The sequence below is a fragment of the Mesorhizobium sp. Mes31 genome (genome assembly GCF_024519675.1).
In the GTDB taxonomy this organism is placed as follows: domain Bacteria; phylum Pseudomonadota; class Alphaproteobacteria; order Rhizobiales; family Rhizobiaceae; genus Mesorhizobium.
Map to the genome: position 1 here is coordinate 1 of NZ_JALJRL010000019.1, position 23,133 is coordinate 23,133.

Sequence of the window (23,133 nt, forward strand, 5' to 3'; positions counted from 1 at the left end):
AGCGTACGGACCAGCATCAATGCGATCTCCTGTTCTTCTCGGCCGTCGGGCCATCCCCAGCGACGTCGCGCCGGCGTTGTCCGGCGGTAGCGAACCACTGCCGATTCGATGTCGCATTGGTTTGCCGGAATATGATTCAAATCAAGGCGGGAGTCGTCGCTTCCGCGCATCACATGGCAATGTGGAAGCCAATCCTAAGCGCTCCGTTTGGACCCGACCTTGAACTCGCCGTCTTGGACGAGGATGGCGAACATGCGCTCGTATTTCCCTGCATAAAGGGGCGGCAGGGTTGGACGAACGCCGCGACTGGCGTTCGCGTCGACATCCGCCCGACCCATTGGCGTTACTGGGAGTCGAAGACAATGCCCACAGACGGCGGCAAGTCCCTGGGTGACGCTTCCTAGGGTTTGGATTCCACGATCAGTGCCATGCGCACGAGATGCGACAGGCTGCCCGCGCCCATCTTGCTCATGACATTGGCGCGATGAATCTCGACCGTGCGTGGACTGATGCCCAAATCATAGGCGATCGTCTTGTTCGGCAGACCTGACACCAGCCCGTCCAGCACTTGCCGCTCGCGCTCCGAGAGTGCCGTCATGCGCCCATGGATTTCCGCTGACTGTGGGTGCGTTGCACCGACCTGGTTGCGGTTGTCCAACGCTGAGCGGATCGCATCGATCAAAACCTGGTCGTCGAACGGTTTCTCGATGAAATCGGAAGCCCCTTCCTTCATCGCCTGAACGGCCAGCGCCACATCGGCATGACCCGTCATGACAATGACGGGAATCGTCTGCCCGCGGGTTCTGAGCTGGCGCAGGAACTCGATGCCGTCAATGCCGGGCATGCGCACATCGGTCACGATACAGCCGTCGAGATCGCCCGTCGCGGTAGCCAGGAAGGCTGTCGCCGATTCATGCAGGCGCACGGCAAAGTCTGCCGTCGCCAGAAGAAAACCAAGCGACTTGCGGACGTCGACGTCGTCGTCGACCACGTGCACGAGATCATTAGCGGTCATTGGCGACCTCTCCTCTTTCAACGATGCGCAAGGTGAAGCGGAAAGCGGTCCCTCCGCCGGGGACGGCCTCCGCCCAGATGTGGCCGCCATGCGATTCGACGATAGTACGGCAAATCGAGAGACCGACGCCCATGCCCTGCTTCTTGGTGGTGACAAATGGCTGGAAAAGCTGGGCCGAGACCTCCGGCGCGAGACCTGTACCAGTATCGATCACGCTTACCTCGGCCATCCCGTCATCCCGGGCGACGGTCATGACGTGCAATTCGCGGCGGGGTGCACCTTGCATGGCTTCCACCGCGTTGCGCATCAGATTCAGCAGAACCTGCTGAATCTGGATGCGGTCGGTCAAGACCAGTTCGGCAAGCGGGTCGAGCTTGTAGCTGACACGGACATTTATCTCTCTTGCGCCGACCAGGGCCAGCGACGAGGCCTCTTCGATCAGCGTCGGCAAGCGTTCGACCTGACGCTCGCTCTCGCCTCTCGCGACGAAGTCCCTGAGGTGTCGGATGACATCTCCGGCCCGCAACGCCTGCTCGGCTGCCTTTTCGACGGCCTCACGCAGCATGGGCGCATTCTCTTCCGTGCTTTTCTCGAGCAGTCGGCGGCTGCCTTTGAGGTAGTTCGTGATGGCGGTGAGAGGCTGGTTGATCTCATGCGCCAGTGTCGATGCCATTTCGCCGAGCGCCGTAAACCGCGCCATGTGCAGCAGCTCCTGCTGCTGCTCCTGTATCCTTGCTTCCGCCCGGTGGCGTTCGGTCAGGTCGCGGCAAAAGCCGGTAAAGAACCGCCCGGTTCCCGGATGCATCTCACCGACGGAAAGCTCCATCGGAAAGGTCGAACCGTCCTTGCGCATCCCGGTCACCGTGCGGCCGAGCCCGATGATTCGGCGCTCGCCCGTCGTCAGGTAGCGGTGCAGATAGGCATCATGCTCGCCATGATAGGGCGCCGGCATCAAGATGTTGACGTTTTGACCGATGGCTTCGCTCGACTGATAGCCAAATAGCGCTTCGGCCGCGGTGCTGAAGGATTGGATCCGGCCCTTTTCGTCGATGACGACCATGGCATCGGGAACGGTCGCCAGGATCGAACGCAAGTGATCTTCGCGCAACTGAAGGGCAGCGTTTGCGAAGGAAAGTTCGCTGACGTCGGTGCCCTCGACAAAGATGGCCGCGATACGGCCGTCGTCGGCCTTGATCGGCTGATAGACGAAATCGAGGATACGCTCTTCGACAGATTCGCCATCCTTCTTGCGAAGCGCGATTTTAACTGCCCGCCCCCTGTACGGCTCGCCAGTTTCATACACCTGGTCGAGCAGTTCGTAGAATCCCTGGCCCTCGAGTTCGGGCAGGGCTTCGCGCACCGACTTTCCAATCACTTGCCGATCGCCAATCAGCCGTTGGTAGGCAGCATTGGTCAGCTCGAAGACATGACCCGGCTCGCGCATCAACGTCATGAAACCCGGGGCTTGCTCGAACATCAGGGCCAGCCGGTCATGCTCGGCCATGGTCCGCTGTTCGCCGCGAACTCGGTCGGTGACTTCGCTCAGAATGCACAGCACGCCACCGACCGCGCCGTCTACCTCGACGACCGGCGAGTATGAAATGTCGAAATAGACCTCTTCGGCAATGCCGTACCGTTCACTCTGCAGTGGCTTCGCATGCGCAAAAACAGTCTCGCCGGAGGTGCGCACCTTGTGGAGCGATGGTTCGAGGTCGTCCCACAGCTTTGTTCGATTTGCCGACGCCGGGCCACCGAGCGCCAGCAGATGCTTTCCGGCCAGCAATGAGGCACAGGCATCGTTATAGAGCGCCACATGGTCGGCTCCCCAGAACAGGGCGATCGGCGTGCGGGCCGGGAGCATGGTGCAGACGGTGTTGATCAGCGTCTGAGACCATGACCCTATCGGGCCAACCGGCGAAGTTGACCAGTCATAAGACATGATCAGTCTGCCGATCTCGCTGTTACCGAACGCTGACACCGATTTCAGCATGGTTTCGCCGGTCGGCAAAGCGCGCGTTTCCTTGTCGTTCACATGAAGTCCTTGGATGGGGGGACGTGCAATTTGGCCTAGTTATCACTCATCGCCCTTTCTGCCCACGCAAAACCGATCATGCCAGAGGCTCGTGATCGAGTGGATCGGCAATTGAGAAAAGGTCTTTTTGACCGGCATCAAGGCATCGAGCGTCGGAGAATGCATTTCATCCTTGCATTCTACCGGTCCAACGAGAGGCGCCTATCCATGTCCTATAAGTCAATCATCGTGAATCTTGCCGTGGACGCACCTCCTGCAGCGATGGTGAAATTGGGGATCGAGCTTGCGGAGCGGTTTGGAGCCCGTCTCATCGGCCTGGCGGCTGCGGATGTTCCGCCCCTGGTCGCGACAGGCAACGGTATGGTCTACGAAGGGGAGATCATGCAGATTCAGCGCACGGAAATCGAAAAGCGGCTTGCCGAACTGCGAGCCGAATTCGAAAGGCTCGTTCCCGCTTCGATCTTCAGCGAATGGGGGCAATCCGTTTCCAGCCCGACTCGTTTTCTGAGTGTTTCGGCCCGAATGGCCGATCTTGTCGTTACCGGCAGCGAGAAAGGGGAAAATGTCTTTCGCGCAGTAGATGTCGGCAGCCTTGTACTCGGTGCTGGCCGACCGGTTCTGGTTGCCGCGAGCAATGTCGAGCATGTCATGGCAAAAACCGTGCTGGTTGCCTGGAAGGACACCAGGGAAGCGCGGCGGGCGATAGCAGATGCCCTGCCTTTTCTGGCCAAGGCCAACGAAGTCGTCATTGCAACAATCGATACCGACCGCGACGAAGGCATTCGCGACAGCCTCGCCGATGTCGCGGTCTTTCTCGAACATCACGGTATCATGGCACGAACCGAATCGATCGCCGGCGAGGCTGACGGCGATCAGTTGCTGACATTTGCGCGGTCGATCCATGCGGACCTGATCGTCTCCGGTGCATATGGTCACAGCCGTTTGCGGGAATGGGCGTTCGGCGGCGTGACGCACTCGCTGATTGAGGAAAGCGGCATCAACCGCTTCATGTCGTATTGATGCCCACGGCGACCGAGAGCGCTGCGCGGCAGAGGAACAGTTCAGCCTGCCCCCCGGTGACGGACTGTATGACGAGGGCGTGAAGTCATGGCCAAGAAAAGTGCGGGCATCCTGCCCTATCGCAGGTCGGACAGCGGCCTGCAGGTGCTGCTTGTCCACCCGGGCGGCCCGTTCTGGCAAAGCCGCGATCTCGGCGCGTGGTCCATTGCCAAGGGCGAGTATGGCGATGACGAACAGCCCGAGGCCGCGGCGCGTCGCGAATTCGCCGAGGAAACCGGCTGGGAGCTCACGGCGGCACCGCTGCTTCCCTTGCGCGAGTTGCGCCAGCGCGGAGGCAAGCTCATCACGGCCTTCGCGGTCGAAGGCGATTTCGACACCGCTACGCTGCGCAGCAACATGTTCGAAATGGAATGGCCGCCGCGCAGTGGCCGCGTGCAGTCCTTTCCCGAGATCGATCGTGGTGAGTGGCTGGATCTTGCCCAGGCTCGGGAAAAGATGGTTGCCGGCCAGCGTTCCTTCCTCGACCGGCTTGTGGCGTCCATCTAGCCAGCGGCACGGCCTGGACTTGAAAGTCTTTCCTGTTTTGACGAATTTCGTTGCTCGGGAGCTTCAATCCATCGCTTCACCGCTCGAACTTGGCAACGGCTCAACCTGTTGACCGAGATCAATGTCGTGGGCCGCCACTTGGCAATGATGCCAAGAGGCAGGAGTGACCGACATGAGCTTTCTCGATTATCTGATTTCCGTTGATAGCAGGACCGCCTTGATGGACCGCATGATGCGCAAGCTGGGCGTCGACAAACAATTGAAAATCGTGCCGGACCATATAGCCGTCACGAGTCGGGCGGTGGACCGCTGCCGCTCCTGCGGCCATCAGGACGAATGCTCGATCTGGCTCGACGAACATCAGCAAGCCGATAGCCCGCCGGATTATTGCCGCAACAGCGACTTGATCGCACGGCTGCAACATGCGGCCGGCCAACGTTAGAGCGTCGAGCGGACCCACAGGTCACGTCGACAAGATTGTGTTGCTGCCCTCAGACGCTACGAAACCAGAATGACGGACAGAGGGTCGGCGCAGAACAGATCATCCTTGACGGCTTTGACGCCGGCGGCGTTTTCCGCCGCGACAATTGCTGCCTGGCGCTCGCGTTCATCGAAGATGGCGCCGCTCAATTTCACGACGCCCTTGTCGACGGTGACATTTATCATGTCCTTGGCAGCCCATTTCTGGGCAGCGAGTTCGGCCAGGATAGTCTGGCGGATCTCCTCGTCGTCGGCGGACGTCGGGGCCACGGCTGACTGCGGGAGGAGCATTGCCCGAAGAAGGTCGGAGCGGGCAATGATGCCGACAACCCTGCCGGCTTCGACGATCGGTATGCGTTTGATGCGGTGACGTGCCATCAGTTCGACGATCTCCGCGAGCGAGGCGTCTCGGCTTGCCGTGACGACATCATCGGACATCACCTCTTCGACCTGTCGCCCGTTGGCTCGGACGTATTCATCAGCGGCTTTTCCGGGGCTGACGAGAAATTCCAGCCAACGCGAGCGCTTGCGCTCGGTGCCGAGTTCTCCACGGCGCAGGAAATCGCCCTCGCTAACAATTCCAACCAATGTGCCGTCGCCGCGGATGACCGGCAGACCACTGATCCTCTTCGAGAGCATCAACTGAGCCGCTTCGGCGACGGATGCGGACGGGGCTATTCCGACCACTGGCGCGGTCATTATGGTTTCGGCTTGCATGGATGCCTCCTCAAACGCCTGTTCTTGCCATTTATCGACATCCTGGCCGCGGCATGCCTTGATCTGAATCATTTTCAGCGAAGGGCAGCGTCGCGTATCGTGTGGCATGGCGGCGTCGGCACGGGGAGGAGTGGCTTGCACGCCAGCGGCCCTTTTTCCGGTCGATCGCAGGCGGTTGCCCGCAATGATTGACCGGTCCGGCAAGACTGCAGGGGGCCGCTGGCGTTGATTGGGGACTAGTCGTCGTCTGATGCTTCGTTTTCGCCAACGATACCACCGGCGGACCGATCATCGCACTCATCGTCGCCGACGCCCTTGACTGCCTTCGGGCCGGTGGCGTCCTTCATCGGGATGGCCTCCAGATCGATTGGACCGGCAGGGGCGACGGCAGCTGGCGCTCCACATGACCCGTCCTCCGATTCGGCGGCCGCCGGCAGGGCAAAGATTGTGAGGCCTCCAAGTGCTACAAGCAAAAACATGGAATTGCGCATGATTTCGATATCCTTCTCAGCGCGGCCATGATTGGACGCGATGACACCCAATTAGAGAACTCTTGCTTGCTGCCGGCTGAGGATGGCTGACAGCAGATTGACAGCTTCCGTGTGCGAGATGCCTTGTTGATGATAGCCAAGCTGAAGCGTCTCATGGTGATGGGCCTGATCGGGCTTGCCCTGGTCCTGCCGCTTGCCGCGCTTGCCGACGAGGATGACGACGGCGACCATGATCGGGCGCGGGACCTCTACGAACACGGCGAAATCAAAGGACTTGCCAAAATCCTGGACATCGTTCGCGCCCAAACGCCCGGCGATGTCGTCGCGGTCGACCTCATCCGCCTCGGCGACAAATGGGTCTATCGGTTCCAGATCATCGTCGCGGATGGCCGTCGCAAGATCGTCGACGTCGACGCTGATGCCGCCGTCATCATAAGGGGCGGGGAGGGTGACTGATGAAGATTCTCCTTGCTGAAGACGAGCCGCGCATCGCGGCCGACATTGCGGCTGCCCTGAAGGCATCCGGGATGGCGGTCGATATCGTGCGCGATGGCGAAGCTGCATGGTTCTCGGGCGATGTCGAAACCTACGACGCTGCCATTCTGGATCTCGGATTGCCCAAGCTCGACGGCCTCACTGTCCTGAAACGCTGGCGGGCCAATGGCCGGCGGTTTCCCGTTCTCATCCTGACGGCCAGGGGCATGTGGACGGAGCGTGTCGAAGGCATCAATTCCGGCGCCGATGACTATCTCCCCAAGCCTTTCGAAATGGAAGAACTGCTTGCCCGGCTGCGGGCAATTCTGCGGCGCTCGACGGGGCAGGCGGCGCCGGTCTTGAAGTCCGGGCCTCTGCTTCTGGACACGCGCCAGATGCGTATCTCGCTGCGCGGCATTCCCGTTTCGCTTTCGCCGCTGGAGTATCGGCTCCTGGCGTTCCTGATGCATCATGCCGGGAGCGTGGTCGCGCCCACCGAACTGGCCGAGCACCTGTATGATTCAGGCAATGACCGCGATCCGAACACGATCGAGGTCATTGTCGCGCGCCTGCGCCGCAAGCTTGGCAGCGACGTCATCGAAACGCGACGTGGTTTCGGGTATCTGATACCCGATGAGCCCACTTGATGGGCAACTCGATCCGCTTCAGGCTCTGGTTGGCGGCGACGGTCTCGATCCTCATCGCACTTGCCGTTGCGGGAGTAGGGCTGCGCTATCTATTCGAGTTGAATGTCGAACGGCGCGTCGTCAGTGAGCTGACCGTCGACCTCAACGACCTGATCGGCGCTACCGCATACGGCCCCGACGGCCGCCTTTCGGTCCAGGCAGCCTTGACCGACCCGCGCTTTTCCATTCCCTTGTCCGGTCATTACTGGCAGGTGGAGGACGTTGGCTCCGGCACCCTTGTCCGCTCGCGTTCACTATGGGATGCAACCCTTGCCCTGCCGGCCCTCGGAACCGGTGGCGAACTCAGGGAATTCAAGGAATTCAAGGGGCCCGACGGGGAGCTGGCCATCGCCGTCGAGCGCATGGTCACCGATGTCGACGGCCGATCGTTTCGCGCCATCGTCGCGGAAAACCATCGCGGCGTGGAACTGGCGGTCAGTGAATATGTCCGCGATCTTGCGCCGGCCCTGATCCTGCTTGCTCTCGCTCTGATGGCGGCATTCTTCATCCAGATCACCGTCGGTCTTGCTCCGCTGGAAGGCCTGCGGGTCGCGGTTCGAAACGTGATTTCACAGCGAGCCGCGCGATTGGATGTAGCGGCGCCGAGCGAGGTGCAGCCGCTTGCCGATGAAATAAATCGGCTGCTCGACGCCCAGGAAAAGGCGCTGGCGCGCGCCCGATCCCGCGCGACAGATCTGGCGCATGGCCTCAAGACACCGCTGCAGATCCTGTCGGCCGACATTCGCACCTTGCGCAAGAAGGGCGAGACGAGCCTGGCCGATGAAATCGAGAAGAGCACGGCGGCGATCCGACGCCACGTCGAGCGGGAACTTGCGCGCGCCCGCCTCGCACCCGGCGTATCGGCCAAGGCCTTTTGCCGCATTCGGGAAACGGCGGCGGGCGTCATTGCCGTGGTCAAACGCACGCCAGGCGGCGAGCAGCTTTCGTTCAAGATGGACATTGCCGACGATCTGATGGCGTCAATCGATGAAGGCGACCTGTCCGAAATCCTCGGCAATCTGGTCGAGAACGCGGTGCGCTACGCAAAATCCGAGGTGCGGGTCGGTGCATCCGCGACTTCCGGCGGAGTCGTCATTGCCGTCGCGGACGACGGACCTGGTATTCCTGAATCGGATCGGCAATCCGCCCTGTCCCGTGGTGTCCAGCTGGACAGCAAAGGTGGCAGCAGCGGCCTTGGCCTCGCCATCGTCTCGGACATTGTCGAAGCCTACGGCGGACGCCTTGACATGGCCAACGCCAACCCCGGCCTGGTCGTGACTATTTCCTTGCCACGACACCGTTGACCCCCGCTTCACGCAAACCCCGGGAAGTAGTCGACCTTTATCCGCGAGCGGCGAACACCCATCGCGCGAAGCTTCTGGCGCAACGCCTTGACCATCGCCTGAGGGCCGGAGATGTAGAACGTCCGCTCAAGGTAGTCGGGTATGGCCAAGCGGATCAAACGCTCGTCGATATAGCCGGGATACTGGCCGCGTTCACCACCGCGGGCAACGGCATGAACCGTCCGGATGCCGAGTTCTCGCCTGGCGGCGCCGAGCACGTCGCGATAGGCAATGTCCTGCTGGCCTTCGGTCCCATAGAGGATGACGATCGGCCGTCTTTCCTTCCGGTCGACAAGATGTTGCAGCATGGAGCGGAACGGCGTGATGCCGATGCCTCCGGCAAGAAAGGCAATCTTGGTGTCGGGCTTGGCGGGCAACGTGAAGCTTCCGGCCAATTGCGCGGCGTGAATCCGGTCGCCAGGCTTGAGGGTCATGAGTTCGCGCTTGAAGGCGCTGGATTCGGGATAGAACTTGACGCCGAGGCGAACCGTTTCCTCCGTGGGTGCGGAGGCGATCGTGAAGTAGCGCCTGTTGCCGCGATTGTCGGAGCGGTCGAGGCCAAGCGTCCATTCAAGATACTGGCCAGCCTGGAAGGCAAGCTTTCGCTGTGACCGGAAGATGAAATCATAGCTGTCGACAGCCGAGCGCTCGATGCGTTCCAATGTCAGCACGAAGCGTCCCCTCGGGCCGGCGGCATAGGCAAACAGATTGCCTGCCAGCAGTGCCAGTTCCGGCGTGAAATAGAACGAGCCGATATGGATGTTCGGGGCGAACAGGAAGCCGACGATGGCCGCGAAGGCGATGCGCGGCAAACGCGTCGTCGGCGCCGTCAATGGCTCCGTCAGCATCACGAAGGCAAAGAACAGCAGCGGCGAGGATGTCAGGGTTTCCTTGAGCGCGACGCCATATTGTGTGGGATCGGTGGTAGCCAGGATAGTCGCCAGCGCGACGGCAACGAAGGTCGCGAAAAGATCCAGCCGGCGCAGCTTCCGGACAATGAGGATGCCTCCGACCAGCACGACGGGGAGCAGCCACAAATTGCCGCCGACCCACCAGGTCGCCGGCTTGTCGAGCAGGAATGCCGACAATGCCACGCCCAGGGCAGCCGGATTGAACAGGTGCTTTCTGCCGACGGCGAAGATGAACTTGGACGAGATCGCCCAGACGCAGGCGAATGCCACGGCGCCGATGCCCGCAAGATCGGTGACGGCCACCGGGTCGAGGATAAGCGCCAGGATAAGCGCGGTGATGTAGACCGACTCGCTGTTGGCCGGCACTTCGAAGACGCGGGCGAAGACCTTGTTGGCGATCCAGCATGCCGCCAGCGCCAGGGCCGTGGTGAAGGCGAGCGCGACAGGATCATGCGGCACCAGGCCGGCAAATCCGAACACCAGGGCCGTGGCCACCAAAGCCATGAGATAATACAGGATCAACCTGTACATGGTCAGCCGGTCGAGAAATCGGTCAATGGTCTTGATCATGGCGTGCAAAGTGCTCCGAAGCCGCTCGTCGGCGTGGCACGGCCATCGATGTCGACGACGTAGCCTTCGAGACCAGGCGTTTGCTCGAGAAAAAGGATGCCGTCCCGGCCCATGGCGAAGGCCGCGGTGGCGAAACGATCCGCTTCGAGGACATCCGCCCCGATCACCGTCAGACTGACGATGTCGGCGATCGGGGTGCCAACCCCATGCGGATTGTAGATATGCTGGCCGCGTACATAAGTGCCGGACGTCGCGACGCCGCGCCCGCGCGGGTAAACGATCTTGATGACCTCATCCGCATTGAAGGGATTGCGGATGCCCACGCTCCAGTCATTTCCTTCGCCGTTCTTCCCGGACGCCTGGATGTCGCCGCCGGCCTCGATGAAGAAATCGCTGACCCCGCCCTGTCGAACGATTTCGGCCGCGTTGCGGATGGCCCAGCCCTTGACGATGCCGGACGGATCAAGGGAACCGTCAGGCTTGCGGATATCGAAGTATCCGTCCGTCTCGTTCTTCGTCTGTTCGGCGAGCGCCAGCACTTCCATCATCTCGCCGCTCCAGTCCCTGACCGGAACGTCGCCCCGGTTGATGGCGGAAATCTCGCTGTCGGTCCTATACGTGCTGAAGCGTCGATCGATGTGCTCGAAATAGTCGAAGACCTTGTCGATCAACGCGTGCGACGCGCCGCCGACATCGACGGTGACGGGCATGCCCATCAAAATCCGTGTTTCGCGCATGAATTACGACGAAGCTTTCTTCAGCGCGCCGCCGAGCGACTGGATGAAGGCCCTGCTGGTCAGCGTCGCGCCCGAAATGATGTCGACATGGGCGCTTTGCGCGCTGATCGCCTCGTCGCGCAGCATCGGCAGTGCCTGCCGGTTGATGCTGACGGACGTGCGGCGGTCAGATGGGTATTTCAGCACTTTCAGCGCCGTCAGGCGACCGCCCTGGATGGAGGCCTGAATCTGGATGGGCCCGTAATAGGCATCCGCGACGGGACCAGTGTAGGTGCCATCGACGAAGCCATGCGCGGCCGGCTTCGTGCCGGCATTCACGGTCGCCTTCATGCCTGTGCGGATGACGCGGGCGGTTGCTTCCGCATAATCCGGCCGCGGTTGCGGAATGGGTATGTAAACGGCCGGGGTAATGACGAAGGATGGCGCTTCAGGCGCGGGAACGGCGGCGGCCGGTACCGTTGCGGCGCCAGCCGGTATTGGCGCCGGGGCGAGTGCCCGCGAAACCTGCGCTTGCTTTGCGACGGGTTCCAGCTTCGGTGTGGGTGCTGCGATGGCGGCCGTCGTTTCCCTGCCAATCGCCGGCGGAGTGTTGAACCGGGGCTCGAGCCGGACGCTCTGCTGGCGAATGACAGGCATGGTCGGAGCCGGGGCGTTGTCAGTTGGCGCGGCGGGGATTACCGGCTGCGCGGTATCTCCCTCGGCGGCGTCGGCTGGTTGCGCCGAGCCCAGCATGTCGTCCGCAGGGGCCGTACCGGCCTGTTCCCATACATAGGCGCCGGAGGCGGCGATGACAAAAAGTGACAAGGCAATCTGCTTCATTTGCATTGCATTCCAGGTTGCACTGGCGAATCCGTTTCGGATCGCTTCAAGCGCAATATCTCACGCCAGAGCTGACAATTGGCTGTCAGGGGCGCGGCCACGCCATTAGCGAGGGTGCTGGTCTCGGCGGCGGCATGACTTGTTGCCGTCGTGTCCATTGCCTCTCTGCTGTTCCTTGCGGTGTTGGATGCACTCGGTGCGCTGGAGCCGGCGGCGTTGCATTCTGGGGCGCGCGGGCAATGGCATTGACTGCCGGAATCGGTGCCGTCGTTGGTATTGCCATCCGACCCAGTGTCCGAATTGCGTCGGACTCGGCGGCTCCGCGGAGGTCCTCGCATTGACCGTTTCCCAAACTCGTAGGGTCTGGCCGGGGGAGCCCGTTCGGGCTCCTCTACAGTCCTTCAAGTTGCGAAAGCGCAACGAAGGCAGGACGCGCTGGACATATAAATGCGTTTTGTGGAGGCGAAAGTTCGACCATGAAGCAAGCCAGTTCTATCAATCCCGACATGGTCGTCGACGAGATCATGAGGCGATGGCCGGCAACGGTGGCAGTGCTGTTGAGATACAGGATGCTTTGCGTCGGCTGTCCGATCGGCACTTTCCATACCGTGACGGAGGCATGCCGAGAACATCAGATCGACGAGCGCGACTTTCTTTTCGAATTGGAATCGGTTGTTCGAGGAGACCGGTGATGGTCAGCCCTTGTCCCGGTTCTCGGCCAGGACCACCAGGCGATGCGGGTCCTTGACCGTGACTTTCTGGCGCCCGCTGACAATGATCCCCCTCTCTTCCCACTTGCTGAGCAAACGGCTGACGGTGTGAAGGGTCGTGCCAGTCATCTCGGCAATGTCCTGCCGCGAGATCGGGAAGTCGATTTCGATGCCACTGTCGGTCTTTCGGCCGGTCTGGTTCGCCAGTCGCAGCAGCGCATGCGCGACCCGCTGCTCCACCTGCTCCGTCGACATCTCCATCACCCGCGTCTGGGTTTCCTGCAGCCTGTTCCCAACCGTCCTGTAGGTGGTCGCCCCAAACGCAGGGAACCGCCGCGCCAGCTCCGGCCAAAGCGCGTTGGGCCAGGCCAGCACCACACAGTCCACAGCGGCGACTGCGCTGGCGGGATAGGTCGTCCGGCCAAGCGCCGCGGCCACGCCAAAAATCTCGCCTTCGCTGATGTACCTGGCGATGACCTGCTGTCCGTCCGGCGTGGTGCGGACGACGCGTATGTGCCCCGCGATCAGAACGAAAAAGGAATGGGCGTCGGTTTCCTGCTCGAAGATCGCCGTGTCCTTGGCATAGCGTGACGATCTCGCGCTTCGGAGAAGCTCGATCTGCTCGTCGGGCGTCAGTTCCCGGAACAGCGGCAGTCGCGAAATCAGCGATCGGTCCAGCGCAGCCAAGCGGATCCCCCACGGCCTGTTCCGCACCAGTCGTGCGGGAAACCTTTCTACCCCGAGTTTGCGCCAGCGCAAATTCTGCCGGCGCATATCAGGCTAAATGGCATGGAACGGCCAATGCCGCGAAGTCGAAACAAAGGACAAATCGATGAAACTCTCCATCCTCGCTGCCGCAATCTCCATCCTCGCGCTTGCCACCGGCGCAAGCGCCGAAGAGCACGTGGTGCAAATGCTCAACAAAGGCGAAAAAGGCGCAATGGTTTTCCAGCCAGACTTCATCAAGGCCGCACCCGGCGACACCGTCAAGTTCGTGCCGACCGACAAGACGCACGACGCTGAGTCGATCAAGGGCATGCTTCCGGATGGCGCTGAACCGTTCAAGGGAAAGCCCAGCGAGGAAATCACCGTCACACTGACCAAGGAGGGCGTCTACGGTGTCAGATGCGCACCCCACTATGGCATGGGCATGGTCGCGCTGATCGTTGTCGGCAAACCGGTCAACCTCGATGCCGCCAAGGCGGTCAAGCACCCAGGCAAGGCAAAGACGGTGTTCGCCGACCTGTTCAGCCAGATCCCGGCCAACTGACCGGCAATCGATACAGCCATGCCTGTCGGCATCAGCTGGCAGGCCAGGGCCGGACGGACCGAGGGCGGCGGTTCATCCGGCCCTTTTCATTTGAGGATGCAAGTCATGGGAATTCCACGCCTGCGGGCCTACACCGGGCCGGCGTTTCTTTCCTACGGGTTCAGGCCCTTTTTCTTCCTGGGGTCGCTCTATGCCGGGCTCTCCATTCTGCTTTGGCTGCCGATCTATGCGGGCGAACTCGACGCCCACAGTGCATTCGTTCCCGTCGACTGGCATGTCCACGAGATGTTGTTCGGCTATCTGCCGGCGATCGTTACCGGCTTCCTGCTGACCGCCATCCCGAACTGGACCGGCCGGCTGCCTGTGCAAGGCTTGCCATTGCTGGCATTGGTTGTCCTGTGGATTGCCGGTCGTGCCGCAGTTTTCTTCTCGGCGGATATCGGCTGGGAAGCAGGCGCCCTGATCGACGGAGCGTTTCTGCTCGCGGTCACCGCGGCGGCGGCACGCGAAATTGTCGCCGGACGCAACTGGCGCAACCTCAAGGTGCTGCTCCCGCTTGCCGTTCTGGCTTGCGCCAATGGCGTGTTTCATATCGAGGCACATATTCATGGCACATCGGACATCAGCCGAAGGCTCGGCATGGCTGCGGCGATCATGCTCATCTCGCTCATCGGCGGGCGTATCATCCCGAGCTTCACGCGCAATTGGCTCGTCCGCGAAAATCCTGGCAGGCTTCCCGCCCCTTTCGGTCGTTTTGACATCGCATCGATAGCCATCTCGGCCATTGCACTGGGAGCATGGACATTCGCCCCGGAAAGCATCGTCTCCGCGCTGCTGCTGGCGACCGCCGCAATTGGCCAGGCATGGCGTTTATCACGATGGACCGGCGAGCGTACCTTGCGGGATCCGCTCGTGCTGATACTTCATCTCGCCTACGCCTTTGTGCCGGTCGGCCTTGCCCTGGTCTCGGCGTCGATCTTCTTCCCAGGCGCCGTGCCGGCGGCGGCGGGACTGCACGCACTCGGAACCGGTGCGGTTGGCTCGATGACGCTCGCCGTGATGATCCGCGCAACGCTCGGGCACACCGGACGAGAGCTCAAGGCTGGAAGAGGCGCCTCGTTTGTCTTCGTAGCCATCCTTCTCGCGGGACCGCTGAGAATCCTGGCCACTTTTGTTCCCTATGGGGTGATGATCGACATTGCCGGCACCGCGTGGGTGGCGGCATTTGCCGGCTTCCTGGTGACCTATGGAATCGCGTTGTTGACGCCAAAGGCACGGTGAGCGGCGCAGCGGCAGGCGGGCTCGTGACGGGTCGAAAAGACGTTGATGTGCCTGTTCAGGCGATGCCCAGCCAGCTGAAAATCTGGTTCGCCCATCCCGCATGGTCCCGGATCAACCTGAATCCCAGATTGTCGGGAGGCGTTCCGACGGCACAGCCTCCGCTTTTCCCGTCGCTGACGAAGTTGGACATATAGGCTCTGTGACGCCCTTCAAGGACATGGACGCCGCAATTGTCCACCGAACTAGCAACACCGCTGCCATCGGCAGCCAACGTTGTGCGGACATAGCAGGTCGACGTCCATTCCCAGACGTTGCCGGAGAAGTCGGCGAGGCCTCGGGAATTCACTCCGAAGGAGCCACGGCTCCTGGGCAGGGGGTCCGGTTTGATCTTGAGCTCCACCTCGGCCTTGTAGCTGGTCAGCCAGCGCCTGGCGGGGTTGTTGGCGTCGTCTTCCACGCCCTCGAATTCGCCAGCGAACCGCTCAGCCGCGGCAAAGGCCCATTCCTCGTCGGATGGCAACCGCCAGTGGTCGCCGGTCACTTCCGAATACCACCGGGCATAGGCGTCGGCGTCGAGATAGCTCACTCCGGTCACGGGAGCATCGCTCGGGACCGCGCGTGTCTCCTGTGGTGGCTGACAGCCGCCGGCCGCGACACAGGCCGCATAGTCGCCGACGCTGACTTGATAGGTCATGATTTCGAGAGGCTTGTCGAGTTGCCGCTCGAGACGGGGATTGCCTTGCGGGCGTCCGCCCTTCAGGAACTCGCCGGGCATCGGGTAGGTGATCGCACCGGGAAGCAAGGTCGTCATGGCAACGGGGTCGGACTGTCGATGCCCGCCGACTGCTTGTATCGACAGTCCTACCGGCACGGTTGCGGCCGCCATGGCGACCGACACAAGCTTCAAGATGGAAAGCGACATTGTTTTTGTCCAAGCCCGGACAGCATCGCTGTCCGGGCAGTTTTCGGTATCATCAGTTCACGGCGATGGGTTTCGGCGCCTCGACCTGCGTCATCAGGTCGTCATTCCACGTGCCCTCGACCATGAAATGAGCGGTCGCTCCGAGTTCCACGGCCTCGATCAGATTGTGATTGACGTAGGCGTAGATGCCCGGCTGCAGGAACGTATAGAGCGCCGAACCCGCCGAGCCGCCACGGATGAACCAGGTTTCCAGATCCTTTGCCGGCGGATTGGCGAATTTGCCTTGCTCCCACACATAATCACCGTGCCCGCCGATCAGGTGCGGCCGCGTATCGCGGTTGGCCTGCGAATGGACGATCAACACGGTCTCGCCGACCTTCGCCTTCATGGCGTTGTCGCCGGTCAGCGAACCGACCTTGCCGTTGAACACGACATGCGTCGGGATCAGCCCGCGCATCACCTTGACGATGTCGTCGTAACCGTCGCCGGCCGACTCGTAGCTCTTGAAATTGCCCTTCTCGTCGCGCGGGATGTAGAAGTCGCTCTCGCCGATGTAGAAGATCCTGTCGTATTTGACCGGCTTGCCCTGGTCGTTCCTCAGGCCATCGCGCGGCAGGACCATGATCGCGCCGTTCATGCCGGAGACGACATGCCACGGGATCATCGGGCCGCCGGGCGCGCAGTGATAGACGAACGTTCCCGTCCGGGTTGCCTTGAAGCGCAGGGTCACCTGTTCGCCGGGGTTGATCAAGGTGAGGCCGCCGCCGCCGAGCGCACCGGTCGCGGCGTGGAAGTCGATGTTGTGGGCGAGGGAGTTGGTATCGGGATTGATGAGCGTCAGTTCGACATAGTCATCCTGATGCACGACCATCAGCGGGCCAGGAATCGAGCCGTTGTAGGTCATCGCATTGAGCTTTGTGCCGTCGGCGTCGATGACAACGGGCTTTTCCTCGATCGTCATGGTGAATTCGACGATCTTCGGTCCTGTCTTGGCTACCTGATCGTGCGGATGGACGAAAGGCGGCGCCACGAGCTTGATCTTTTCGCGCGGCAGCGCCTTGATGTCAGCTTGTGTGACCGTTGCGGAAAATGCCGGCATCGCCGCCACGGCGGCAGCGCCAATGGCTGCTCCGAAGAGGGCTTCGCGTCGCGTGAACATGTTAGTCTCCTGTCTCTCTCAACCGTTGCTGATGAGCAGAAGATACCCGAGATGACGCAGCGTCTCTTTGCGTTGGCGCAAACTGGGTGAGTTTCATTAGTTGGTCGGCATGAGCCCTCGACCAAGGGCAATCGTGCGCATCACATGGCGCGGAGCGCTGGCATTGTGCCGACGGACGACATCGGTGCTCTTGGGTGCCCTTGTCGGCCAAGCCACCCGGATCAGAGGTCCGGCTTGTCGTCCCGATCGATTAGGATCCGCTCGGCGGCTCCGTCGAGGTCCTCGTATTGACCGCTCCTCACGGCCCACAGGAAGCCAGCCAGGCCCAGCGCGCCAAGAAAGAGGGCCACGGGTATGAGGTAGACAAGCGTCGTCATGAGGATTGTGCCAGCTGGCCGACCCCGCCGCGCCTGTCCCGCCGCGCGTCTTGCGCCGGTGCGTTTGCCACAAAGCCTTGCAGGCGCAGCGCATTTCCGATCACAAGCAGCGACGAGGCGGACATGGCGATCGCCGCGATCAGCGGCGTAACGTGGCCCAGGATGGCGATCGGTACCGCTACGGCATTGTAGACGATCGCGATGGCGATGTTCTGACGGATCAGGCTTCCCGCCTTGCGCGAGACGTCCACGGCAAGCGGCACGGCCAGAAGGCTTTCGCGCAGGAACACGAAATCCGCAGCGCTGCGGCCGATGTCGGCGGCGGTGGCCGGAGCGATCGAGACATGCGCCGCGCTCAGTGCCGGCGTGTCGTTGAGCCCATCGCCGACCATCAGGACCTTGTGTTCGGCTTTCGCCAGGGTTTCGATGTGCTCGACCTTGCCGGAAGGGAGCAGGGCCGGGACGAAGCTATCTATGTTCAGCATCTCCGCGACTTTGCCACAGGCCCCGGCGGTATCCCCCGAGAGCATCTCGACCGACACCCCGGCATCCCTCAATTCCAGTATGGCTGCCCTGGCGTCGGCACGCAACGCATCCTCGAAGTCGAAGGTCGCAACAATGATCCCGTCTTTCGTCAGAACCGTTCCGCCATGGCCATGTCTGCCTTCTCCGCCGGTTCGCGCCTTCCATCCAGCCCATCCGCGTCGGCCCAATCGCCAGGTGCTTCCAGCCGCGCTGGCCTCAATCCCGAAACCAGGGTGCTCGCTGACAGATTCGAGCTTCGGCCGGCCTGCGAGACCTGCAAAGCCGGCTATGGCCTTTGAATATGGGTGACGCGAATGCGCGGCCATGTCGGCTGCGATGGCCAGCATGGCCGGATCGATCGCCGACGCATTGATGAGACGGGGCTGTCCGAGCGTGAGCGTGCCGGTCTTGTCGAACACCGCCGTATCAATCGCTGCCAGGCGTTCCATGGCCGAACCGTCCTTGACCATGATGCCGTTTTCGAACAAGCGCCGCGCCGCCACCACCTGCACGATCGGTACGGCGAGGCCGAGCGCGCACGGGCATGTGATGATGAGAACGGCGATGGCGATGGTCATCGCCCGATGCCAGTCACCGGTCGCCGCCATCCAGCCAAGGAATGTCACGAACGCGGTGAGATGAACCACCGGAGCATAGAGCGCCGAAACGCGGTCGGCGATGCGGCGGTAGTGCGCGCGGCCGCCCTCGGCGGCTTCCATCAGCCGAACCATTTCCGCCAGGAAAGAATCCTTCGCGGCGGCTGTCGCCTGGACTGTCAGCGGGCCGGTAAGGTTGAGCACGCCGGCCTGCACGGACTCGCCCGGCGCCGCGTTTCTGGGCGTGCTCTCGCCGGAAACCAGAGAGCAGTCCAGATCCGACGATCCCCGAATGATCTTTCCGTCGACAGGAATCCTTTCGCCGGCTGCGATCAGCAGCTGCATGCCTGGTTCGATCTCGCCAATCGGCAGGTAGTCGCGCGCGCCATCGCCGCGCACCACCATGGCGCCACGCGCCGCCAGTTGTGACAGGCCTTTCACGGCGGTTCGGGCTCTTTCGCGCATCACGTGATCCAGCGTGCGGCCGATCAACAGGAAGAACAGCAACGATACCGACGCATCGAAATAGGCGTGGTCGCCATGGTTGATCGTCTCGTAGAGGCTCATGGCGTAGGCGAGCGAGACACCGACCGCGATGGGCACGTCCATGTTCATGCGGCCGTGGCGCAGCGCATTCCAGGCCGAGCGGAAGAAGATGCCGCCGGCGAAGGCAAGCGCCGGGATGGCGATCAGCGCCGAGACCCAGTGGAACAGATCGCGGGTCGGGCCTTCAGCACCGGACCAGACCGAAACCGAGAGCAGCATGATGTTGCCGGCCGCAAAACCGGCAACCGCGACGGCGCGGATCAGCTCCGAAAGCGTCTTGTCCTTTTCATCGACCTCGGGGGCGAACAGATGCGCCTGGTAGCCGAGCCGCCCAAGCGCGGCGACGAGCGGCGGAACGTCGTCGCCACGCCACTGGACCGAAACCCGTTTGGTCGACAGGTTGACACGAGCGCTCTCCACGCGATCGAGCTTTCCCAACGCCGTCTCGATTGATTGGATGCAGGCTGCGCAATGAACCGTGGGGACTGAAAGGTCGGTCTGGTTGAGACCGTCACCAAGCGATCGGCTCGCCAGCTTGATCTCCTGGCTCGACGGTAGGACGGATGTGCCGCTGTCCATATCCAGCGCCATTTCCGCGCCCGGCGCACAACAGCTCATTGCAGCGCTCCATGGGAAATCATGATCCTACGGACCTCGCGATAGGGTTCCGCGAGACCGGCATCGGCGTCCACTTCGACGATCCAGACGCCGTCCTTTGGCATGTGCTGGGCGGCGAATTCCTGGCCAGTGGCGAGGGCGAGCGTGACGGATTTGTCCTCTTTCTCGTAAGCCGGATGGCGAAACAGCACCTTGACACCATGCAAGGCAACCGGCTTGCCGGCGGCATCAGTGAGGCTGTAGCGGACCTCGCCCCAGGCGATGGTCAGCTTGCCGGTCCAGCCGAGGGCCGCCTGCGCCCGCCCTTCCTCTGCCTTTTTGTTGAACTGCTGGCTCGCTACGTAGGTGTTCTCGACCACGAGACCAGTCCAGCTTGTGTTGGCGAGCGTCGCCAGGGTCAGATTGACCGCGAGGATCACGCCGAAAAAGGCAAGGATGACGGCCAACATGTGCTTGCCGGTGAATTCGCGGGGCCTCTGCGCCTTGGCGGTCATCTGGCGATCTCCGGTGCGTTGAAGGTGGCGGTGTACTCGTCCGACTCGAAACTCGCCTTGTCCTCGACCCGGAACTTGAAGGTCTGCGCCGTGCCCTGGATCTGACCCGCCGGCTGGCGCACGAAAACCTTCAGCATCTTCAGCCGGTCGGGCTCGACCGAAATCGGGACGGAACGACCAACGGGCAGATCCATGCCAACGACGCTCATCTCGGCTCCCTGCAAGCCTTGAATGGTGACGACGATCGTCCTTGGCTCGGGGATCATGTTGAGCAGTTTGACGGTGTAACCGTTGCGGATCGAACCGTCGGACAGCGTGACGAACTGCGGATTGCGGTCATGCAGCACGTTGACTTCGAGCCGGTCGCGCGTCAGCAGCGAATAGAGCAGGCCCAAGCCGATCAGCGACCACATAGCCATGTAGACGTAAGTGCGCGGCCGGAAGATCTTGCGGATATGAAAATGGGCCACCTTGTCGGAGAACGTGCCATCCGCCGCCCTGACCAGCGACGGATTGACGGAACTGGAACCGCCCGCGGTCGCCAGCGTCATGTTGGCGTTGTAGTCGGAGAGCGTCGCGTAGGAGATCAGCCCGCGCTCCCTGCCGAGCTTGTCCATGACGCCGTCGCAGGCGTCGATGCAAAGCGCGCAGGTGATGCATTCGAGTTGCTGGCCATCGCGAATGTCGATTCCCATCGGGCAGACCGCGACGCAGGCATTGCAGTCGACGCAGTCGCCGACGGGCTGCCCTGCGGCAAGGACCTTCTTGGCGTGACGCGAGCGCGGTTCGCCGCGCCAGTCATTGTAGGTGACGGTGAGGGAATTCTCGTCGAGCATGGCCGCCTGGATGCGCGGCCATGGGCACATATAGGTGCAGACTTGCTCGCGCATCAGCCCGCCGAACGTATAGGTCGTCGCCGTCAGCACGGCGACGGTGATGTAGGCGACGGGCGCCGCGGTGCCGGTAAAGAGCTCGACAGCCAGCGTCGGCGCATCGGCGAAATAGAAAATCCAGGCGCCGCCGGTCGCCGCGCCTATGACCAGCCAGATGGCGTGTTTCGATACCCGCAGCACGAGCTTGCGGACGGTCCAGGGCCCGGCATCGAGCTTCATGCGCGCGTTGCGATCGCCTTCGATGGCCCGCTCGACGACCAGAAACAGATCGACCCATACGGTCTGTGGGCATGTGTAGCCGCACCAGGCACGCCCGACTGTCGACGTGATCAGGAAAAGGCCGACGCCGGCCATGACCAGCAGGCCGGCCACATAGTAGAACTCCTGCGGCCATATCTCGATGAAGAAGAAGTAGAAGCGCCGGTTGGCGAGATCGAGCAGCACGGCCTGGTCCGGGGCGAATGGGCCACGATCCCACCGCAACCACGGCGTCAGATAATAGATGCCCAGCGTGATCGCCATCACCAGCCACTTGAAGCGGCGAAAGCTGCCTGAGGCGCGTTTCGGGAAGATCTTCTTGCGTGCCGCGTAAAGTGGCTGACGGGTCTTGGCGGAGTTGACCGCCTCGGCTTCGAGCCGTTCTACCTGTGTGTTGTCCAGCACGAGTATCTCCAATCGCGCAACCGATGGTTTGCCGTGCAGCCGGACATTCCCGATTCTACTGGCGTCCTGAGTGCCGCGCGTCGGCGAAGCTTTGCCGCATGGCAAGCTGCACCGCGTTGATGCAAGTCAAACCGGGTTGCCGGAATGCAAATCGAGGCCCGGCTGAGCCGGGCCTCGTCGCCTGGGCGATGATGGCCAGAGAATGGACCCCCGCTTCCTATTCTCCACCGCCAAGCGAATGCACATAGACCGCCAGCTCCTTGACCTTGGTTTCGCCCAGGCGCGCGCCCCAGGCCGGCATCACGCCATGTTTCGGCGCGCGAACCTGGGCGGCGATGGCTGTTTCGCCGGGTCCATAGAGCCAGATCGCATCGGTCAGGTCGGGGGCGCCGAGTTCCTTGTTGCCTTTCGCGTTGTCGCCGTGACAGGCCACGCAATTTTCCGCAAAGACCTTGGCGCCGGGCGCGACCAAAGCTTGGTCGCTGACAGGGCCTGACAGGCTGGCGACGTAGGCGCTGACCTGTTGGATCTGGTCGCCGGTGATGACGTCGCCAAAGGCCGGCATTTCCGACACGCGGGTATCCGTATCGGACGCGAAGCGGATGCCGTGCGTGATCGTTTGCTGGATCTGCTCGGCCTTGCCGCCCCACAACCAGTCGTCGTCGTTCAGGTTCGGAAAGCCCTTGGACCCTTGGGCGCCGGAGCCGTGGCACTGCACGCAATTGACCTTGAACGCGGCGCCACCGGCGGCGATGGCGAATTCGCGCAACGCATCGTCGGAGGCGATCTCGGACACGGTTTTCGATTGAATTGCCGCGACATACTTGCCCTTGGCAACCTCGGCCGCTGCCAGCTCGTTCCCGACGTCGTTACGGCTCGAATAGCCGAGCACACCCTTGGTTGCCGAGGTCAGCATCGGCCATGCCGGGTACGCAATGGTATAGCCGATCGCCCAGACAATGGTGATATAGAATGTTATGATCCACCAGCGCGGAAGCGGATTGTTGAGCTCCCTGATGCCGTCCCACTCATGGCCAGTGGTCGAGACGCCAGTGACCTCGTCGATATGCTCGTTGCTCATCGTCAATCGTCCTTGAGAGGAATACGGGCGGCTTCGTCCGCTTGGCCGCGGCTGCCGGGGCGGAATGCGAAGGCGACTGCGCCGACAAAGAAAAGCGCCATGGCAACCAGGCCCCAGCTGTCAGCGAACTCTCGCATCAAATTGTAATCCATCGATA

Annotated in this window: 25 protein-coding genes and 1 pseudogene; 10 read left to right on the forward strand and 16 right to left on the reverse strand. The window is 62.0% G+C overall.

Going from position 1 to position 23,133, the window contains the following annotated elements; translation table 11 throughout:
• Positions 1 to 400: 400 nt before the first annotated feature.
• Together fixJ and NR193_RS26000 are read right to left on the reverse strand one after the other, a co-directional pair.
• A complete protein-coding gene (gene fixJ / locus NR193_RS25995; protein WP_256753605.1) occupies positions 401 to 1,015 on the reverse strand; it encodes a response regulator FixJ in 615 nt (204 codons plus the stop codon).
• Entirely contained in the window at positions 1,005 to 2,519 is a 1,515-nt protein-coding gene (locus NR193_RS26000; protein ID WP_256753685.1) for a PAS domain-containing sensor histidine kinase, read from the reverse strand. The genes fixJ and NR193_RS26000 overlap by 11 nt, the downstream gene beginning before the upstream one ends.
• Positions 2,520 to 3,254: 735 nt before the next feature.
• On the opposite strand from NR193_RS26000, the gene NR193_RS26005 reads away from it, so the two are divergent.
• The 3 genes from NR193_RS26005 (at position 3,255) to NR193_RS26015 (ending at position 5,055) form a co-directional block, all read left to right on the forward strand.
• Positions 3,255 to 4,067 (forward strand): universal stress protein, encoded by an 813-nt coding sequence (locus tag NR193_RS26005; protein ID WP_256753606.1) that lies wholly within the window; start codon positions 3,255 to 3,257, stop codon positions 4,065 to 4,067.
• 87 nt (positions 4,068 to 4,154) lie between these two features.
• A complete protein-coding gene (locus NR193_RS26010; RefSeq protein ID WP_256753607.1) occupies positions 4,155 to 4,613 on the forward strand; it encodes an NUDIX domain-containing protein in 459 nt (152 codons plus the stop codon).
• 172 nt (positions 4,614 to 4,785) lie between these two features.
• Positions 4,786 to 5,055: a DUF6455 family protein gene (locus tag NR193_RS26015; protein ID WP_256753608.1), complete on the forward strand. Its 270-nt coding sequence runs from the start codon at positions 4,786 to 4,788 to the stop codon at positions 5,053 to 5,055.
• A 56-nt stretch (positions 5,056 to 5,111) separates the two neighbouring features.
• On the opposite strand, the gene NR193_RS26020 is transcribed toward NR193_RS26015, so the two are convergent.
• Positions 5,112 to 5,810, reverse strand: a complete 699-nt coding sequence (locus NR193_RS26020) for a CBS domain-containing protein (protein WP_256753686.1) — start codon at positions 5,808 to 5,810, stop codon at positions 5,112 to 5,114.
• Between the two features lie 236 nt (positions 5,811 to 6,046).
• Positions 6,047 to 6,352 (reverse strand): hypothetical protein, encoded by a 306-nt coding sequence (locus tag NR193_RS26025; RefSeq protein ID WP_256753609.1) that lies wholly within the window; start codon positions 6,350 to 6,352, stop codon positions 6,047 to 6,049.
• Positions 6,353 to 6,430: 78 nt separating this feature from the next.
• Here NR193_RS26025 and NR193_RS26030 point away from each other — a divergent pair, with 78 nt between their 5' ends.
• Genes NR193_RS26030 through NR193_RS26040 form a run of 3 tightly spaced genes read left to right on the forward strand, consistent with a single transcriptional unit; the run spans position 6,431 to position 8,765 of the window.
• Positions 6,431 to 6,757: a PepSY domain-containing protein gene (locus tag NR193_RS26030; protein ID WP_256753687.1), complete on the forward strand. Its 327-nt coding sequence runs from the start codon at positions 6,431 to 6,433 to the stop codon at positions 6,755 to 6,757.
• On the forward strand, positions 6,757 to 7,422 hold the full coding sequence (locus NR193_RS26035; protein WP_091586353.1) for a response regulator transcription factor: 666 nt from the start codon (positions 6,757 to 6,759) through the stop codon (positions 7,420 to 7,422). The genes NR193_RS26030 and NR193_RS26035 overlap by 1 nt, the downstream gene beginning before the upstream one ends.
• Positions 7,422 to 8,765, forward strand: coding sequence for a HAMP domain-containing sensor histidine kinase (locus NR193_RS26040; protein ID WP_256753610.1), 1,344 nt, complete (start codon positions 7,422 to 7,424; stop codon positions 8,763 to 8,765). Before NR193_RS26035 ends, NR193_RS26040 begins: the two co-directional genes overlap by 1 nt.
• Positions 8,766 to 8,773: 8 nt before the next feature.
• Here NR193_RS26040 and NR193_RS26045 read toward each other — a convergent pair whose 3' ends face one another.
• From NR193_RS26045 to NR193_RS26055, 3 genes are read right to left on the reverse strand one after another with little or no spacing between them, the layout of a single operon-like run.
• A complete protein-coding gene (locus tag NR193_RS26045) occupies positions 8,774 to 10,285 on the reverse strand; it encodes an RnfABCDGE type electron transport complex subunit D (protein ID WP_256753611.1) in 1,512 nt (503 codons plus the stop codon).
• Positions 10,282 to 10,995 carry an FAD:protein FMN transferase gene (locus NR193_RS26050; protein ID WP_256753612.1) on the reverse strand — a complete coding sequence of 238 codons (714 nt, stop codon included), beginning with the start codon at positions 10,993 to 10,995 and terminating at the stop codon, positions 10,282 to 10,284. Before NR193_RS26050 ends, NR193_RS26045 begins: the two co-directional genes overlap by 4 nt.
• A 30-nt stretch (positions 10,996 to 11,025) precedes the next feature.
• Positions 11,026 to 11,841, reverse strand: coding sequence for an FMN-binding protein (locus NR193_RS26055; protein ID WP_256753613.1), 816 nt, complete (start codon positions 11,839 to 11,841; stop codon positions 11,026 to 11,028).
• 90 nt (positions 11,842 to 11,931) lie between these two features.
• Between NR193_RS26055 and NR193_RS26060 the strand changes: the two are divergent.
• Both NR193_RS26060 and NR193_RS26065 read left to right on the forward strand, forming a co-directional pair.
• Positions 11,932 to 12,182, forward strand: a pseudogene (locus NR193_RS26060) (hypothetical protein); the annotation flags it as partial.
• A 165-nt stretch (positions 12,183 to 12,347) separates the two neighbouring features.
• The gene (locus NR193_RS26065) at positions 12,348 to 12,533 is read left to right on the forward strand and encodes a DUF1858 domain-containing protein (RefSeq protein ID WP_306280546.1); all 186 of its coding nucleotides are present in this window, start codon (positions 12,348 to 12,350) and stop codon (positions 12,531 to 12,533) included.
• A gap of 3 nt (positions 12,534 to 12,536) precedes the next feature.
• Here the strand turns inward: NR193_RS26065 and NR193_RS26070 are convergent, their stop codons facing one another.
• Positions 12,537 to 13,238: a Crp/Fnr family transcriptional regulator gene (locus tag NR193_RS26070; RefSeq protein ID WP_256753688.1), complete on the reverse strand. Its 702-nt coding sequence runs from the start codon at positions 13,236 to 13,238 to the stop codon at positions 12,537 to 12,539.
• Between the two features lie 145 nt (positions 13,239 to 13,383).
• On the opposite strand from NR193_RS26070, the gene NR193_RS26075 reads away from it, so the two are divergent.
• Positions 13,384 to 13,821 (forward strand): pseudoazurin, encoded by a 438-nt coding sequence (locus NR193_RS26075; RefSeq protein ID WP_256753615.1) that lies wholly within the window; start codon positions 13,384 to 13,386, stop codon positions 13,819 to 13,821.
• A 105-nt stretch (positions 13,822 to 13,926) separates the two neighbouring features.
• Positions 13,927 to 15,102 (forward strand): NnrS family protein, encoded by a 1,176-nt coding sequence (locus NR193_RS26080; RefSeq protein ID WP_256753616.1) that lies wholly within the window; start codon positions 13,927 to 13,929, stop codon positions 15,100 to 15,102.
• 55 nt (positions 15,103 to 15,157) lie between these two features.
• Here NR193_RS26080 and NR193_RS26085 read toward each other — a convergent pair whose 3' ends face one another.
• The 8 genes from NR193_RS26085 to NR193_RS26120 all read right to left on the reverse strand — a co-directional run bounded on the left by NR193_RS26085 (position 15,158) and on the right by NR193_RS26120 (position 23,128).
• A complete protein-coding gene (locus NR193_RS26085; protein WP_256753617.1) occupies positions 15,158 to 16,024 on the reverse strand; it encodes an SUMF1/EgtB/PvdO family nonheme iron enzyme in 867 nt (288 codons plus the stop codon).
• Between the two features lie 52 nt (positions 16,025 to 16,076).
• Entirely contained in the window at positions 16,077 to 17,183 is a 1,107-nt protein-coding gene (nirK, locus tag NR193_RS26090) for a copper-containing nitrite reductase (protein ID WP_256753618.1), read from the reverse strand.
• 221 nt (positions 17,184 to 17,404) lie between these two features.
• Positions 17,405 to 17,560 carry a cbb3-type cytochrome oxidase assembly protein CcoS gene (ccoS, locus tag NR193_RS26095; protein ID WP_256753619.1) on the reverse strand — a complete coding sequence of 52 codons (156 nt, stop codon included), beginning with the start codon at positions 17,558 to 17,560 and terminating at the stop codon, positions 17,405 to 17,407.
• Positions 17,557 to 19,845, reverse strand: coding sequence for a heavy metal translocating P-type ATPase (locus tag NR193_RS26100; RefSeq protein WP_256753620.1), 2,289 nt, complete (start codon positions 19,843 to 19,845; stop codon positions 17,557 to 17,559). Before NR193_RS26100 ends, ccoS begins: the two co-directional genes overlap by 4 nt.
• Positions 19,842 to 20,339, reverse strand: a complete 498-nt coding sequence (locus NR193_RS26105; protein ID WP_256753621.1) for a FixH family protein — start codon at positions 20,337 to 20,339, stop codon at positions 19,842 to 19,844. The genes NR193_RS26100 and NR193_RS26105 overlap by 4 nt, the downstream gene beginning before the upstream one ends.
• Entirely contained in the window at positions 20,336 to 21,895 is a 1,560-nt protein-coding gene (ccoG, locus tag NR193_RS26110) for a cytochrome c oxidase accessory protein CcoG (protein WP_256753622.1), read from the reverse strand. The genes NR193_RS26105 and ccoG overlap by 4 nt, the downstream gene beginning before the upstream one ends.
• Before the next feature lie 217 nt (positions 21,896 to 22,112).
• Entirely contained in the window at positions 22,113 to 22,976 is an 864-nt protein-coding gene (gene ccoP, locus NR193_RS26115; protein ID WP_256753623.1) for a cytochrome-c oxidase, cbb3-type subunit III, read from the reverse strand.
• Positions 22,977 to 22,978: 2 nt separating this feature from the next.
• Positions 22,979 to 23,128, reverse strand: a complete 150-nt coding sequence (locus NR193_RS26120; RefSeq protein ID WP_091586321.1) for a cbb3-type cytochrome c oxidase subunit 3 — start codon at positions 23,126 to 23,128, stop codon at positions 22,979 to 22,981.
• Positions 23,129 to 23,133 lie beyond the last annotated feature (5 nt).

Coding starts and splice junctions, on each gene's coding strand:
- ccoS (WP_256753619.1), bottom strand. CDS start 17,560: ATGACGACGCTTGTCTACCTCATACCCGTGGCCCTCTTTCTTGGCGCG.
- NR193_RS26010 (WP_256753607.1), top strand. CDS start 4,155: ATGGCCAAGAAAAGTGCGGGCATCCTGCCCTATCGCAGGTCGGACAGC.
- NR193_RS26050 (WP_256753612.1), bottom strand. CDS start 10,995: ATGCCCGTCACCGTCGATGTCGGCGGCGCGTCGCACGCGTTGATCGAC.
- NR193_RS26120 (WP_091586321.1), bottom strand. CDS start 23,128: ATGGATTACAATTTGATGCGAGAGTTCGCTGACAGCTGGGGCCTGGTT.
- NR193_RS26020 (WP_256753686.1), bottom strand. CDS start 5,810: ATGCAAGCCGAAACCATAATGACCGCGCCAGTGGTCGGAATAGCCCCG.
- NR193_RS26105 (WP_256753621.1), bottom strand. CDS start 20,339: ATGACCGCCAAGGCGCAGAGGCCCCGCGAATTCACCGGCAAGCACATG.
- NR193_RS26035 (WP_091586353.1), top strand. CDS start 6,757: ATGAAGATTCTCCTTGCTGAAGACGAGCCGCGCATCGCGGCCGACATT.
- fixJ (WP_256753605.1), bottom strand. CDS start 1,015: ATGACCGCTAATGATCTCGTGCACGTGGTCGACGACGACGTCGACGTC.
- nirK (WP_256753618.1), bottom strand. CDS start 17,183: ATGTTCACGCGACGCGAAGCCCTCTTCGGAGCAGCCATTGGCGCTGCC.
- NR193_RS26045 (WP_256753611.1), bottom strand. CDS start 10,285: ATGATCAAGACCATTGACCGATTTCTCGACCGGCTGACCATGTACAGG.
- NR193_RS26015 (WP_256753608.1), top strand. CDS start 4,786: ATGAGCTTTCTCGATTATCTGATTTCCGTTGATAGCAGGACCGCCTTG.
- NR193_RS26075 (WP_256753615.1), top strand. CDS start 13,384: ATGAAACTCTCCATCCTCGCTGCCGCAATCTCCATCCTCGCGCTTGCC.
- NR193_RS26000 (WP_256753685.1), bottom strand. CDS start 2,519: ATGGCCGAGCATGACCGGCTGGCCCTGATGTTCGAGCAAGCCCCGGGT.
- NR193_RS26040 (WP_256753610.1), top strand. CDS start 7,422: ATGGGCAACTCGATCCGCTTCAGGCTCTGGTTGGCGGCGACGGTCTCG.
- NR193_RS26030 (WP_256753687.1), top strand. CDS start 6,431: ATGATAGCCAAGCTGAAGCGTCTCATGGTGATGGGCCTGATCGGGCTT.
- NR193_RS26005 (WP_256753606.1), top strand. CDS start 3,255: ATGTCCTATAAGTCAATCATCGTGAATCTTGCCGTGGACGCACCTCCT.
- ccoP (WP_256753623.1), bottom strand. CDS start 22,976: ATGAGCAACGAGCATATCGACGAGGTCACTGGCGTCTCGACCACTGGC.
- NR193_RS26055 (WP_256753613.1), bottom strand. CDS start 11,841: ATGAAGCAGATTGCCTTGTCACTTTTTGTCATCGCCGCCTCCGGCGCC.
- NR193_RS26080 (WP_256753616.1), top strand. CDS start 13,927: ATGGGAATTCCACGCCTGCGGGCCTACACCGGGCCGGCGTTTCTTTCC.
- NR193_RS26100 (WP_256753620.1), bottom strand. CDS start 19,845: ATGAGCTGTTGTGCGCCGGGCGCGGAAATGGCGCTGGATATGGACAGC.
- NR193_RS26065 (WP_306280546.1), top strand. CDS start 12,348: ATGGTCGTCGACGAGATCATGAGGCGATGGCCGGCAACGGTGGCAGTG.
- NR193_RS26085 (WP_256753617.1), bottom strand. CDS start 16,024: ATGTCGCTTTCCATCTTGAAGCTTGTGTCGGTCGCCATGGCGGCCGCA.